The 13481-nt window shown below is 40.8% G+C and carries 19 protein-coding genes, 1 tRNA gene and 2 riboswitches; of the genes, 6 read left to right on the forward strand and 14 right to left on the reverse strand.

Annotated elements, in window-relative coordinates; all coding sequences use genetic code 11:
- Positions 1-4 precede the first annotated feature (4 nt).
- A complete protein-coding gene (gcvT, locus tag NST39_RS11875; RefSeq protein ID WP_003215703.1) occupies positions 5-1102 on the reverse strand; it encodes a glycine cleavage system aminomethyltransferase GcvT in 1098 nt (365 codons plus the stop codon).
- Positions 1103-1206: 104 nt separating this feature from the next.
- Positions 1207-1301, reverse strand: a riboswitch (glycine riboswitch).
- A 3-nt stretch (positions 1302-1304) separates the two neighbouring features.
- Positions 1305-1412: riboswitch (glycine riboswitch) on the reverse strand.
- Between the two features lie 250 nt (positions 1413-1662).
- Here gcvT and NST39_RS11880 point away from each other — a divergent pair.
- The 4 genes from NST39_RS11880 (at position 1663) to sinR (ending at position 4861) form a co-directional block, all read left to right on the forward strand.
- Positions 1663-3333 carry a DEAD/DEAH box helicase gene (locus tag NST39_RS11880; protein ID WP_106065580.1) on the forward strand — a complete coding sequence of 557 codons (1671 nt, stop codon included), beginning with the start codon at positions 1663-1665 and terminating at the stop codon, positions 3331-3333.
- Positions 3334-3347: 14 nt separating this feature from the next.
- Positions 3348-4145, forward strand: a complete 798-nt coding sequence (locus NST39_RS11885; protein WP_341028548.1) for a YqhG family protein — start codon at positions 3348-3350, stop codon at positions 4143-4145.
- Positions 4146-4327: 182 nt separating this feature from the next.
- Positions 4328-4492: an anti-repressor SinI family protein gene (locus tag NST39_RS11890; RefSeq protein WP_003217357.1), complete on the forward strand. Its 165-nt coding sequence runs from the start codon at positions 4328-4330 to the stop codon at positions 4490-4492.
- 33 nt (positions 4493-4525) lie between these two features.
- A complete protein-coding gene (gene sinR, locus NST39_RS11895) occupies positions 4526-4861 on the forward strand; it encodes a transcriptional regulator SinR (protein ID WP_106065581.1) in 336 nt (111 codons plus the stop codon).
- A gap of 67 nt (positions 4862-4928) precedes the next feature.
- Here the strand turns inward: sinR and tasA are convergent, their stop codons facing one another.
- Genes tasA through tapA form a run of 3 tightly spaced genes read right to left on the reverse strand, consistent with a single transcriptional unit; the run spans position 4929 to position 6939 of the window.
- Positions 4929-5729 (reverse strand): biofilm matrix protein TasA, encoded by an 801-nt coding sequence (gene tasA / locus NST39_RS11900; RefSeq protein WP_341028551.1) that lies wholly within the window; start codon positions 5727-5729, stop codon positions 4929-4931.
- A 58-nt stretch (positions 5730-5787) separates the two neighbouring features.
- Positions 5788-6360, reverse strand: coding sequence for a signal peptidase I SipW (gene sipW, locus NST39_RS11905; protein ID WP_341028552.1), 573 nt, complete (start codon positions 6358-6360; stop codon positions 5788-5790).
- Positions 6361-6411: 51 nt separating this feature from the next.
- On the reverse strand, positions 6412-6939 hold the full coding sequence (gene tapA / locus NST39_RS11910; RefSeq protein WP_106065584.1) for an amyloid fiber anchoring/assembly protein TapA: 528 nt from the start codon (positions 6937-6939) through the stop codon (positions 6412-6414).
- 299 nt (positions 6940-7238) lie between these two features.
- Here tapA and NST39_RS11915 point away from each other — a divergent pair, with 299 nt between their 5' ends.
- The gene (locus tag NST39_RS11915) at positions 7239-7517 is read left to right on the forward strand and encodes a DUF3889 domain-containing protein (RefSeq protein ID WP_065098439.1); all 279 of its coding nucleotides are present in this window, start codon (positions 7239-7241) and stop codon (positions 7515-7517) included.
- Between the two features lie 33 nt (positions 7518-7550).
- On the opposite strand, the gene NST39_RS11920 is transcribed toward NST39_RS11915, so the two are convergent.
- From NST39_RS11920 to NST39_RS11960, 9 genes are all read right to left on the reverse strand, one after another.
- On the reverse strand, positions 7551-7745 hold the full coding sequence (locus NST39_RS11920) for a YqzE family protein (protein WP_044140973.1): 195 nt from the start codon (positions 7743-7745) through the stop codon (positions 7551-7553).
- A gap of 59 nt (positions 7746-7804) precedes the next feature.
- A complete protein-coding gene (locus NST39_RS11925) occupies positions 7805-8188 on the reverse strand; it encodes a competence type IV pilus minor pilin ComGG (protein ID WP_341028553.1) in 384 nt (127 codons plus the stop codon).
- The gene (gene comGF, locus NST39_RS11930) at positions 8185-8685 is read right to left on the reverse strand and encodes a competence type IV pilus minor pilin ComGF (RefSeq protein ID WP_044140971.1); all 501 of its coding nucleotides are present in this window, start codon (positions 8683-8685) and stop codon (positions 8185-8187) included. The genes NST39_RS11925 and comGF overlap by 4 nt, the downstream gene beginning before the upstream one ends.
- Positions 8624-8941 (reverse strand): competence type IV pilus minor pilin ComGE, encoded by a 318-nt coding sequence (gene comGE, locus NST39_RS11935; protein ID WP_044140968.1) that lies wholly within the window; start codon positions 8939-8941, stop codon positions 8624-8626. The genes comGF and comGE overlap by 62 nt, the downstream gene beginning before the upstream one ends.
- Positions 8925-9371 carry a competence type IV pilus minor pilin ComGD gene (comGD, locus tag NST39_RS11940; RefSeq protein ID WP_341028554.1) on the reverse strand — a complete coding sequence of 149 codons (447 nt, stop codon included), beginning with the start codon at positions 9369-9371 and terminating at the stop codon, positions 8925-8927. The genes comGE and comGD overlap by 17 nt, the downstream gene beginning before the upstream one ends.
- Complete coding sequence (gene comGC / locus NST39_RS11945) at positions 9364-9657, reverse strand: competence type IV pilus major pilin ComGC (protein WP_003217322.1); 294 nt, start codon at positions 9655-9657, stop codon at positions 9364-9366. Before comGC ends, comGD begins: the two co-directional genes overlap by 8 nt.
- Before the next feature lie 16 nt (positions 9658-9673).
- Complete coding sequence (gene comGB, locus NST39_RS11950) at positions 9674-10753, reverse strand: competence type IV pilus assembly protein ComGB (RefSeq protein ID WP_341028555.1); 1080 nt, start codon at positions 10751-10753, stop codon at positions 9674-9676.
- Positions 10695-11765, reverse strand: coding sequence for a competence type IV pilus ATPase ComGA (gene comGA, locus NST39_RS11955; RefSeq protein WP_341028556.1), 1071 nt, complete (start codon positions 11763-11765; stop codon positions 10695-10697). Before comGA ends, comGB begins: the two co-directional genes overlap by 59 nt.
- Before the next feature lie 177 nt (positions 11766-11942).
- Entirely contained in the window at positions 11943-12815 is an 873-nt protein-coding gene (locus NST39_RS11960) for an STAS domain-containing protein (protein ID WP_341028557.1), read from the reverse strand.
- 98 nt (positions 12816-12913) lie between these two features.
- On the opposite strand from NST39_RS11960, the gene NST39_RS11965 reads away from it, so the two are divergent.
- Positions 12914-12984, forward strand: a tRNA-Gln gene (locus NST39_RS11965).
- Positions 12985-13038: 54 nt separating this feature from the next.
- Here the strand turns inward: NST39_RS11965 and NST39_RS11970 are convergent.
- Positions 13039-13419 (reverse strand): Spx/MgsR family RNA polymerase-binding regulatory protein, encoded by a 381-nt coding sequence (locus tag NST39_RS11970; RefSeq protein WP_007501232.1) that lies wholly within the window; start codon positions 13417-13419, stop codon positions 13039-13041.
- Positions 13420-13481: the final 62 nt, after the last annotated feature.

Here is a 13481-nt window from a genome sequence, read left to right on the forward strand (position 1 = left end):
CTCGTTATTTGGCTCTTTTATAAAATGGTGTTGCGACGATTTTCGCTTTTAGACGTTTTTTGCGAACTTGTACTTCTATCTCTGTTCCAAGCTGCGCCTGAGAAGATTCAATTAAAGCAAGCCCGACATTTTTCTTTAATGTTGGGGACTGTGTGCCCGTTGTGACTACCCCAATCTGCTTTTCTCCTGAAAAGACCGGATAGTCTGTGCGCGGAATCCCTTTATCTATCATTTCAATGCCGACAAGCTTTCGCTTCGGCCCTTCTTCTTTTTGCTTCTTGAGCGCTTCTTTGCCAATAAAATTGGCTTCTTTATCCGTTTTGACAGCAAAGCCAATCCCGCCTTCTAATGGAGAGATATCCTTTGATAGCTCCTGCCCATAAAGCGGAAGTCTTGCTTCAAATCTCAAGGTGTCACGTGCACCGAGCCCGCACGGTATTAATCCTTTTGGTGCGCCTGCTTTTAATAAAGCCGACCAAATGTGGACCGCATCTTCTGACTGGCAATAGATTTCAAAGCCGTCTTCTCCTGTGTAGCCAGTTCTTGAAACAAGCACCTCTTTTTGAGCAACCTCAGCTCTTGATAAAAATGTAAATGGCTTGAGCGATGTCACTTCTTCATCCGCCACATCTTTCATGATGTCAGCGGCAAGAGGTCCTTGAAGGGCTAGCAAGGCGATTTGATCAGAGACATTTTGGATCAATACGTCGTTCTCACCTTGATGCTGAAGCAGCCACTCCACATCTTTTTCGATATTTGATGCATTAATGACAAGCAAATAATCGTTCTTTTCTTTTTGGTAGACGAGCAGATCATCCACTGTCCCGCCATCTTCATAGCACATGGCTGTATATAGTGCCTTGCCGTCTGTCAGCTTAGACACATCATTGGTTAATAACCTTTGTAAAAAAGGAAGGGCATCTTGACCTTTGATTTCCACCTCACCCATGTGAGACACATCAAAAAGCCCTGCCTTTGTTCGAACAGCTTCGTGCTCTTCTTTAATGGAAGAAAATTGGACAGGTAATTCCCAGCCCCCGAAGTCAATGGTTTTTGCGCCAAACGTTTCATACGCATGAAAAAGCGGTGTTCGTTTCAACATCAATCGTTTCCCCCTTTTTTCTTTCAGTGCAGATCACAAGCTGAATTTTCAGAAAAAAATCACAGCAAAAAAGGACAGAGCGCTCCCTTTTATCAAAAAGAAGTCTCTGTCCTTGCACCTGAAAGTTTACAGCACAACATCATTGTGCGTTTTCCCCTTTGGTGGTTTGCTAAAAACGATGAGCAAACACTCTCCAGAGTTGCGTCCGGTAAGAGTACTTTTGCCTGAGAGATTCACTGAAACAATTCAGCTTGCTCCTTCGGCGCCTGCCAGTGCTAAATAACCGCCAAGTCTCTCCCCATACCATCATCCGCTCATATTCTTCACATTTATTGGACATACTATCAAAATGGGTGACTTATTTGCTAGATCACTTACCAACATCCTACCATTAGAAACGGATGAAGAGCAACAGAAAAATCATTAACATTTTTTAAACAACCATTCATTATCGTTCGCTTTTATTCAAATATCTAGTCTTTTCAAGACCTCTTAAAAAATGAAGCGTTTAAATACAGAACAATTTTATCCTCAACCTACTAGAAAGGCAGGCGACCACATTGAATATTCAAACGATTTTTGATCAGGATTGGGCAAGTGAATTTCAGCAGCGGCTTGTAGCAGACGGCCCCTGGGCGAACTGGGAAATGTACCGTTTAGCGACGCAGGTCCAAAAAGTCACAGCCATTGATTCATTTGAAGGACTGCAAGCTCCTGCCCATCTGCCTGCATTCACGCCTTTAAAACATCAGCTAGAAGTAGCCAGAAGAGTCGTAGAAGAGATGAACGGAAAAGCCATTTTAGCAGATGAAGTGGGACTTGGAAAAACCGTAGAAGCAGGACTTATTATCAAAGAATACATGATTCGTGGACTTGCCAAAAAAATTCTCATACTCGTCCCCGCCTCCCTTGTATCTCAATGGGTACAGGAGCTGCGGACGAAATTTTATATTGATGCTGTCGAACAAAAAAAGAGCTATGTATGGGAGCAGTGTGACGTCGTGGTTTCCTCCATTGATACAGCCAAAAGACAGCCGCATCGAGACACCATTTTATCAATTGCCTATGATATGGTCATTATTGATGAAGCACATAAACTGAAAAACAATAAAACGAAAAACTATGAATTTGTGAGAAATCTAAATAAGAAATTCTGCTTGCTGCTGACAGCGACGCCTATCCAAAACCGTATCGGAGAAATATTTAATCTTGTCTCCCTACTGAAGCCAGGTCACCTAGGGAATGAACATCAGTTTAAAGATGTCTTTGCCAAAAAGGATTTACAGTTAGAAGACCATGACCGTTTAAAACAGCTTGTGAATAAAGTGATGATTCGTAACCGAAGGCAAGACACGGGCATCGAGTGGACAAAACGGCATGTCAAAACGATTTCCATTGATTTCTCTTCGACGGAACAAGCATTATATGATGAAATCTGCAAGCTGAAAGAGAACCCGTCTTATACTAAACACATGTTTTCCATCATGACCTTGGAACGAGAATGCTGTTCAAGCCGCGAGGCGGTCTATATGACAATTAAAAAGATGCAGGAAGATGAAAAACATATCCTTGGTTCCTCTGCTATAGCGCAAATTATGGAGAAAATCAATCAAGTGCAGCAAAACACAAAGGCGCTTGAAGTCGTCAAGCTTATTCAGCAGTTAAATGAAAAGGTCATTATTTTCACCGAATACCGCGCGACACAAATTTATTTACAATGGTTTCTTCAGCAAAATGGCATCAGCTCCGTTCCTTTTCGGGGCGGCTTTAAGCGGGGCAAAAAGGATTGGATGAAAGATTTATTTAGAGAACGGGCACAAGTGTTAATTGCGACAGAAGCCGGCGGCGAAGGAATCAACCTTCAGTTTTGTAACCAAATCATCAACTACGATCTTCCGTGGAACCCGATGCGTTTAGAACAGCGGATTGGACGTATCCATCGCCTTGGACAACAGCGAGATGTCCACATTTACAATATGTCCACAAACGGTACCGTTGAGGAACACATCTTAAAGCTTTTATATGAAAAAATTCAGCTGTTTGAAAACGTCATTGGCGATCTAGATGATATTTTAACGCGAATCGATATCAAAGATGCCGAAACCCAACTGCATCAGATTCTCTTTCAGCACGAATCAGACGGTGACATGAAAAAGAAATTAACTCAGTTTGCTTCTTATTTAACACAAGCAAAAACACCGCTTTTAGAAAAAAGACAGCAAGGCTCATAAAGGAGAGTTGATCAATGAAGCAGCGTGACATACATACCTTTCTACTCCGTTTCTTTCAGGCAAATCAATGCGACATACTAGAAGAAAGTGCAGGACATATGACCGTACAACTGACCATCGATATGGATAAATTGATTATGAACCGCCCTTTTTATTGGCACTGGCTTGAAAAAACTGGTGGTGTTCCGGAGCCGCGGCAATTGACCCTCATCACCGATCAAAAAAGAGTGGAGGATACCATTGAGGGTGAATTTATCCACTTCGGCTCCCCTCGTTTATTTCAAATTTTTGAAGCTGTCAAACAGCAGGGCCGATTTATCCGTCTCTATGAACGAGTCACTCCGCTCACGAACAACCAGATCGCACTCGAGCCTTGGCTTGGTCTCAATGTGAAAATTTCTTATCTCGCAGATCGAAAGAAGGATAAGCTTTTATCACTAGGACTTCATCTAATACGCGGAGAAGTCGTTGAACAATTTCAAGAAAAGCTGGAAACCCGTGAGCTGTCATCTCAAATTCCCGATTATTGCTTTACGATGAGTACAATGATCAAGCCAGAAAGCGGAGTCAAACGGCTCTACAGTCTAATGGAGCGTTACGCCCATGATGAACCAGACGATTGGGCGGTGAGAGCTGTTCAAAAATGGCAAGAAGACACTGAACTTTTAAACCAATTTTATGAAGGGACTTCAGACACGTCTGTAGAATATGAAATAGAAAGACAAGCACTCAAAACTTTATATGAACCAAAAATCAGTCTAACGATTGAAAATGGCGGACTTTTTTACTTACAGCACAAAAGAGGAGGTTGACCCATAGGTCCCCTTCCTTTCATGTGACGTACAATTTTCGATCAGCCAAAAGCAACGTTTGTCTGTTTGTATTGGGCGGAAAAATGACGCAAGCAAACTATGAGGTCTTACCACCTATGTCTTTCCATTTCATGCGTTAAGTGCCTGAAATACATGATTCAGTATTTTAGGAGGGTATTTGTATGGAAAAGAAAACGAACATATTAGACAGTGAATGGGTTCAATTATTACTTGAAGCTCGTAAAGCAGGGCTAACAGTTGAAGAAGTCCGTCAATTCCTCAAATCAAGTGAAAAGTCCTCTGAGTCTCACCCTCTGGTAAGAAGTCATTCTATCAAACCTTTCTGAATGTGCTATAATATCGAAAGGAAGGTGATGACATTGATTGGCCAGCGTATTAAACAATACCGCAATGAAAAAGGCTACTCACTATCAGAACTGGCCGAAAAGGCTGGGGTAGCGAAGTCTTATTTAAGCTCAATAGAAAGAAACTTGCAAACAAACCCCTCCATTCAATTTCTTGAAAAAGTCTCCGCTGTTCTGGACGTCTCGGTTCATACACTGTTACACGAAAAAGATGAAACCGAATACGATGGTCAATTAGATAGTGAATGGGAAAAACTAGTTCGAGATGCAATGACATCAGGGGTTTCGAAGAAGCAATTTCGTGAATTTTTAGATTATCAAATCTGGAAAAAAAAGCAAAGAGAGGAGTAAAGCGCACATTTTAGCGCATACTCCTCCAATTGCTATGCAGAACTTGATATCAGTCTAAAGACTGGCTTTATTTTTTATCTTCGCTGTGTGCTTTTTCGTTTTCTTTCACGTAGCCTTTTTCATCCGTATGCTTTTTGGGATTGATCGTTAAACCATTCCACTGAGTCGCTTCGAAGGAAAGATCAATTTGAATCGCATCGCCTTGGTATTTATTTTGGATATAGTGACCAGCTTTATCCTTCGTCTGGTCATTGACAAATTCAATGATCATTTCCATTTTATCGTAATCAAACGGGTTCTTTGGTATGCCGTCATACTCTGGAGCCACTGTTCCATCAACAGTTGCTACATTAATCTTCCCACTTTCATGTAAAAACTTCTCATCAACGGCATGACGAAGCTTTTCAAATGCGGTCTGATCCTGTTTTACCGTTAGTTGATGCAAGTCAAGCAGGTTTGCAGCGTCTAAGATAATATTTTTCGGATAACCATTTCCACCTTCGGCTCCAACCGTCAGAACACTCACCTGAAACTGGCCAAGAAATTCTTCAGCTGTATTCTTACCGCCATTTTTCGCGGAAGATCCGTCTTGAAACTGGCTGTAATCAAGACTCATCAGCACTTGATTGATCGCAAGTGATCCTTTATTTTCAAAATTAAATTCTTTCTTGATGCGGTCACCAGGTTTTAAGTTCGAAAGGTTGATGGCGCCGGAGTTCTCTTTTGCAGATAAATCCAGCTCTCCTGTCGAGTAGACCGCATTTGCCGTTTCTACATCGTTAAACGCCGCCCATGTCCCCCCACCGATTAATGCCAGGCCTAAAGCCCCTGATAATACACCTAAACGAATTGATCTTTTCTTTGTCATGAATGAACCCCCTAATAAATTTGTTTTATTGAAACCTAATTAGGTTACAAACGAAAATTTAAGCTTGTTCCTCTGACATATGTAAATCAGCCGTGTGTCTTCGGTGTTTTGCAGCGCCCACAAAATGAAGAGTCGAATAAACGAGCAGCATCACACCTGGTATAATGAGCAACAACGCAGTTCCAGCCGAAGTCCCTGCATACGAAAGAAGCTTTCCTGCATATGGAATGGTCACACCCGTATACTGCGCAGCCACCTGATCCGCTTTTACTAGCGTGCCGTCCTGATACATATTGTGGTCACCTTTCGTCTCAAAGGCTTTATTTGGTCCCTTTCCTTTCACCCCAACAATTCGGTGGGTCACATAAGACTTGTCCTGTTTCGTTTGAAACGTGATAATATCCCCTTTTTTAAGTGCCTCTGGTGAAGTCACTTCTTTTACGACAATGAGTGAGCCAGTCGAAAATTCTGGTTCCATTGAGCCAGATAATACTTGCTTGAATTGATAACCGAAAATTTGAGGATCTCCCCCAGTAGTTCTTGATGACAATACGACAATAATACATGCAATCATCACCGTGAACACCACTACATAAAGAATACTTCCAGACATTTTCATCCATTTTTTCATGACCTCTTCTCCCCTTCGCCTATCACTGTTTCATTTAGAAGACAGCTCCATTTAGGATACATTTTCTTGACACTTTGCGAGCTGCATATGTTTAGACCATATAAATGCATCTTCAGATCCTTCAAAACCTTTAGGATAATAGATTTTAAACGCATAAATTCCATTCGTTTTTGCTTTATCTGTCGTGACAGTCGTTGTTTCTTGAGAAAGAAGGGACTGTATAGAGCCTTTTTCGAGAATATGACCATCTTGTAACGGCTTCTGCTCACTTTCCATTTTATGTAATTCCCATTTCCATTCAGAGTGTGCAATAGGTTGTCCACTATTTTTTAGTGTCATGCTCAGCTTTTGAGGCGCGCAGACTGTTCCTTTGATCATCGTTTGATCAATGAGTTCCAAATGACTTCTATCCCATTTGGAAGGCTGACAATTCTGGTCCGTCTGTTCAAAATTTTCGCATGTTTTCATGACAAAGTTTGAGTGCTCAACATCGTTAAAAGAAGCATTCGTTGTTGAGATCAAGAGAGACGTGAAAATCAAACAAATGGCACAAAAGAGTACAAAGAGCGACTGTTTCATTCATTCTCCAACTCCTTGAACGATTGTTCTCTAATAAGAACGATTACATACAGTATAAGGAAATACCTATAAAACCCAAAACGTCAAATTAGTCCATTTTGTTCTTAAACAAGAACTATTGCGAGAAAATTCTTCCATTTTCTCATTCTTTTGCCGTATTCAATATTTTTTTGTGTGACATTTGTACTTCTTAAAAATTTACATAAAAGTACAGCATTTGGTCAGAATAATAGCAGGTGAGGTGATGTGAAGTGAAATATGGAAAGATGATAATCATGCTCAGTTTACTGTTGGGTCCTATGTTACAAGACGCCAATCCTGCGGATGCGAGAGGTTTCACTTCCGCCGCAGATCAATGGGAAATACGGGCAGTCAAAGAAGCAAAGAAACGATATCCACTAACGCAAGTCTTATTCAAACAAAAAGTATGGGACCGTCATCGTGAGAAGGAATCTGTGAAACAGTATCATATTACGTTAAAAGACCACACCAAAGAATTTGGGGTATTTGTCACTATTTCTTATAACCCTTACTCAAACAAGGTCAATAAAGTGATTGTTGTGGAAGAATACAGCTAAAGGGGCATAAAAAAACCGCCTGCTGGCGGCTTTTTACTTTTGTCGATGTCGCTTACGTTTTTTTAGCATCATTGAAAACCCAAACGGCAGAACCCCAAATAAACGCTGTGAAAATGGCGGTTTCGTTTCCATTTTCTCTTGTTTATGTTCCTTCCGTTCGTCACGTGGTGTATTCATATATTTAATGATTTCCTGTGTCATATATTTTACATAGTCATTGGTTTTCAAGCACATTCACCTCTTCTTTCTTCAAGTGTTACCAGGAAGAGGATCATTTTATACACTGGCTATTCAGGGTTTGCCCATTTCATGATTTCACGGGTCTTCCAATCCAGCACGAGTTCCCGCTCATCTGATAAACCATCCTTCGTTTTCACACTGACTAACATGTGGATACGCTTTTTCTTTTGATCGCATGTTATCTTCTTTAATGTCACGCGGCCATCTTCAGTGTCAATAGGGGTTTGCTGCTTTTCACACAAACGATGGAATGTACGGGCAGCTTCACTCGCCCCCACTCTGAAAAGCTGCTGTTTTTTATAAAACGAAATCGTCAGCTCTGCACTTCTCAGCTCTTTTTGAAACCCCATCGTCATTGCCCCTAGGATCAAGAGAAAAAATAGAATCGCAGCCAGTACATGCGGATAGATAAATCCTCCTTCCCTTTTCACGATGCAGGAACCACCCCTTTATATATGAAAAAAACGGCTTCATACACCTTACCAGACTCATCTGTGACTTTAAGGATAGCTCTATGCTGATTTGTTCTCACGCGAAATTCTTTCACCTTTTGCAATAAAGGGAGATGGCCTGCTTGATCCATTCGCTTCCGAAGCATCTCTTGATATGGCTCAATCGTTACCACTCGCCCTTGATCAGACACATACTCTAACGCTTTACCTCCTTGCACCGATCGAACAGCCGTTGCTCGGCTTAATTCCTCATCTAATTGCAGAACAGTCTGTTTCCACTCCATTTGTGAAAATCGGTTAATCTCCTCAAAAGGATGAGCTTTCGAAGCTGTTGATAAGATCAGTACACAGCCAAAAGAAAGGAACAAAAATAGCTGCAATTGCCATAAAGCCTGGACAAGGGTAAAACCTTGTTCACCGTTCAGCAACCTGGTGAAAGCATATGGTCTGCTTTTTTTGTAAGTTGTATGATACACATCCCTTCTCTTTACTCCAATTGAATACATATGTGATGTCGCCTCGCTTCTTTTTGACAGAAGATTTTGTACCCTCTATGAACGATTCATTCATCTGTTCATGCAAAATTTGGTAAGCCTCAAGTTTGGCTCTTACTTCATTTTTCCCTATCATGATTTTTTCATAGGCCGGCATCAGCACAAGGGCTGCAAATAGGAAGATATGACAAGCAAACAGCGCTTCAATCGTACTAAACCCTCTATTGCTTTTGAACATGGATTCGCCCGCTTCCTAAATAGATCGTGAGCTTATACGTTTGACTGCCAAATTGAATGATGAGAGACCCGCCGCTGCTTGGATGTCCGTTAACATTAAAATAGATACCTTGTGGAAATGTAGATGCCTTAATGCGTCCCTTTTGTTGCTGAAAAGAAGCAATGACTTCGCCATCCTTTTGATCGATTACCTGATACGATACATGTGGCGGATAGAATTCAACATATACACGTGTTTTTTTGACAAATGCAGTATTAGCAGCCAATTGAAAATCTTGTTTCATGATGTTCACTTGTTTTTTGGCTTCAGCGTCTTCTATTAAATTTGGGATTTTCACTCCTATGATCGACAATAGAATCGATAGAACCAGTAAGATCATTAGCTGTTCTATGAGGGTAAAACCCTTTTCATGAAAAATTAATTTATTCATGCTTCACATGGCCGTTTTGAATGACAATCGCTTTTCCATTAGGACACGTTAATCCCTTTTTGACATAGCCTTCTTTTTCTAATTCAGCTAAAGAAGGTGTCTTGCCATCGTGCTCTAATTCATATGCCATCACCTGAGTGCTCACCATTGATTTAAGCCCTTCACAGCCCTTTGCTTGAATCGTTTGGTGGTGACGAGTAATATTCGGAATGGTAATAAGTAAAAGAATCGAAATCACAAGCATGACAATTAACATTTCTAACAGAGTAAATCCTTTATCATTCATATCTTTGCCCTCCTCCTTACACTTGCTCCATCAGTTGATACATTGGTAAAAGAATAGATAAATACACAACGAGTATAAGAATGGCCGTCAGACCATAGATAACCGGCTGCAGCCACGATATCCATTTTTCAATTTTCAGCTCTGCATTCTCTAATAGAAATTGACTGTACGTGTACATTTCTCTTGCAAGCATCCCGCTCGCTTCACCATGCTCGATGACGGCTGCAAAATGTTTTTCAAAAAAAGAAGACAGGCTCACTTGATGTGCCATGCTCTCTCCTTTTCTTAACTCTTCAATCATCTGTTCTGATATTTCTTGAAGAAAGGGTAAGTAGCTTTGCTGCTTAAAAGCTAGCAAGCTCTCGTACATCGATAATCCAGCCTGAAGCAGTCCGCTTAACTGTAGAGAGAAAAGATACGTATGCATCAGCCGCATTCCTTTATATAAAAAAGGAAACCTGCTGATCACCCTCAGCTTCTCAAGGGTAGATTTTTTCCTAAAAAAGAAAGCATAGTATCCAGTCAGACAGATACACACACAGCCGATAAGGAGGAGAGATACATGCAGCAATTGAAAAAGTCCAAACATACCTTGAATTAGCCATGACATTCGGGTATCCATCGAGGAGTACAAGAGAGAAAATTGAGGAATGATCATTTGCTGAACGAGTATGAGCACGATCAAAACCGTAAAGATGAGGAAAATCGGGTAACGTAACATGCGTTTAAACGTATCTACCTGTTTAATTTTTTTCTCTAAAAACCGTGCGCTTTGTTCAAGTGCTTTTGCTAGACTTCCATGCTTTTCGGAGAAACTTAAAATGGCAATGACTTCCCGCTGAAAATGGAGTCTTTCTAGCACCACATAAAAAGGCTCCCCTTCGAGCAGCCACTGAATGCCTGGTGTCAATTGTTGCTGCTGCTTATTCGACAACTGGATATTCACCATCGTTAATGCCTCAATCAATGTATATCCAGCCTGAATCAATTGAGCAAGTTTTGATAGACATTCCGCTTGATCCTTTTTAGACCACACTTTAGAGGCTTGCTTCTTCATAAACCCAGCGATGATAGGTGTTTTTCGATAAATAGCCAAGTGCCACTCCTTTACGAATTAATCTTTGCAGTGTTTCATATGACGAGTGAGCATATTCTCCTTTAGCCTCCTTGATACACTCACCAAGCTCCTTTCCGAACAGCAGTTCAAATACATTTGTTCGTCTGACCGGTCGATTTAATTTACAGTAAAGCTGGCATATTTCTCCGCAAAAAGGACAGGTGAGCTCGATTAATCGCTGCGCAGCAATCGCCACCATCGTTTGTTCGAGTTCATTCATCGTGACACCAAATTCAAGCATACGATAAAGGGCTCCTTTTGCATTTTTCGCATGGAGTGTACTCATCACTAAATGGCCTGTTAGTGCTGCTCTAATTGCCGTTCGGGCCGTTTCAGCATCTCTTATTTCTCCTAGCACAATCATATCTGGATCATGTCTTAAAATAGCGCGTAATCCTGCGGCATATGTGATGCCGGCTTTTTCATTTACTTGAACCTGCAGCACTTCTTCATTTCTCGTTTCCACAGGATCTTCAAGTGTAATAATATTTCGGTTGAAATTCTTTTTTGCAAACTGGATCAATGAATAAAGGGTTGTTGTTTTCCCTGAATTGGTTGGACCGGTAAATAAAATGAGCCCATGCGAATGATTCAAAAATGATAATAACCTGGTGGAGGCTTTCGGAAATAGTGACAGATGTTTTATTTTCGGAACATGATCCTGCGGCAATATTCTAATCACTAAACTCTCATCATTTACAGTTGGTAGGGTAGACATTCGAATAAACACCTGGCCGCTTCTTAGCATCACAGCTAGTGACCCATTTTGCGGCCTCCTTTTTTCTCCAATATCCATGGATGATAAAAATTTAAAATGAGCAATGAGCCGCTCGCCGCTTTTTTTATCAATGGTTCGCTGCTGAATTAAATCTGAGTCTACGCGGAAAGATACCGACGCTTCCTTTTCTTTTGGAACAATGTGCACATCAGATGCTCTCATGCGGCATGCTTCTTCTAGCAGCTCTTGTCCCAAATATTCAATCCCATACAAATGGTTCACTCCCTTCTCTGACTATATTGTAAGTCGGAGGAACCTGTCTGACAAAAGAGCAATTTATCATTTTAACGCCTAATCAATTGAAAAAACCATCAGCTTGCGATGGAAAACGTGGTTTTTTAAAAAAGTGCATATAAAAAAACCTGACTTTTACAAGTGCAGGTTTTTTGGTCATGTGGCTTCTTGCGGCTGTTCTTCAAAAATACGAAATCCTCTTTTCCCCAAGGCTTTTGCAAGGCTATGTTCTGTATTTACTTTTGAGAAATCAATGCCGAGTTTCACAACGGTTTGAGCAATTTCTGGGCGGATGCCTGAAATAATCGTCTCAATGCCTAGAAGCTTCGCACTATCCACCACTTTAAACAGCTGATAAGCAACCATCGTATCAACGATCGGTACGCCTGATATATCAATAAACAAATGCGTTAGACGCAGTCTTGAAGCCTGTTCTAGCACGGATTCCAAAATAATTTTGGCCCGGTACGTATCAATCTCTCCGATGAGCGGCAAAATTCCGATTTCCTTTGAAACTGGAATAACAGGAGCACTCAGTTCCTGAATCATCTCTCTTTGTGCATTTAGCTGACTCAGTGTCACGCGGTCGTATTCTTCTGATAAACGCTCGATCATATCATCAAACGTGGAATGAAAATGCTGATTCCACCCGCATACATCTTGGAGCGTCACTTCAAGCTCGGTTTCTAGTATGAATTTCTCGATTCTGGAACAGAAAATCTGACGAAATATCTTAAATTGTCCAATGATTTCATATAAAGGCACCTCGTGAACGGCTCGATCACGTGCGATATCAACAGACCACTTTTTCAAATGATTTTCTACTTTGTCTGACAGTGTCACAAGTGTTGCTGCAATGGTTTGAATAAACGCTGTGTTCTGTTCCTTCAGCTTCATTTCCGTTTCCTCTGAAGCATGTTTGGAATATAATGAGCCTTCTTCAGTTCTTGTTTTCAGCCATTCTTCGGTCATGACAGGGGCTTCTTTTAGGATAAATTCATATAATTGCTTCGATTTTTCATTTTTCATTTACTTCTCCCGCTCCTTTTTCACTTAAAACTAGTGACATACAACTTTTATGTATAAATGACCGCAGATGGTGAACAATATCATTACACGTTTGATATTGGGCTATAGCCAAGTGGTAAGGCAATGGACTTTGACTCCGTGATCGTTGGTTCGAACCCAGCTAGCCCAGTTCAGCACAAAAACGAAGATGGCTGAAGCATGTTTCAGCTGATCTTCGTTTTTATTAGGAAACTGATTGATGAATCGCTTTCTTTTTTGATATTTTCATGAGTTCTCCGGGATTATAGCCTACTACTAATTTATTTCCATCAATGATAATTGGTCTCCGGAGCAGTTTTGGTTTTTCAATAAGAAGCTGAAGAACCTCGTTTACTTTTAAATCATTAATATTTAAATTTAAGCTTTTAAAAGCCTGGCTTCGTGTGGCTAAAATTTCATCCATTCCTTCTGTTGTTAAGGAAAGAATCTTTTTTAATTCATCTAGGGTTGGCGTTTCTCTGAAAAGGTGACGCTCTTTAAAATCAATTTGATTCGCCTTTAGCCAATGTTTTGTTTTTCGGCAAGACGTGCAGCTCGGGTACGAATAAAAAGTAATGTCACTCATTAGTCTTCCTCCTTAGGTCGTTAACCTTTTCTCTTATGGAATAAGTACCCTCATGTATTTCG

Source organism: Bacillus sp. FSL W8-0645, from assembly GCF_038007905.1.
GTDB classification, from domain to species: Bacteria; Bacillota; Bacilli; order Bacillales; family Bacillaceae; genus Bacillus; species Bacillus pumilus.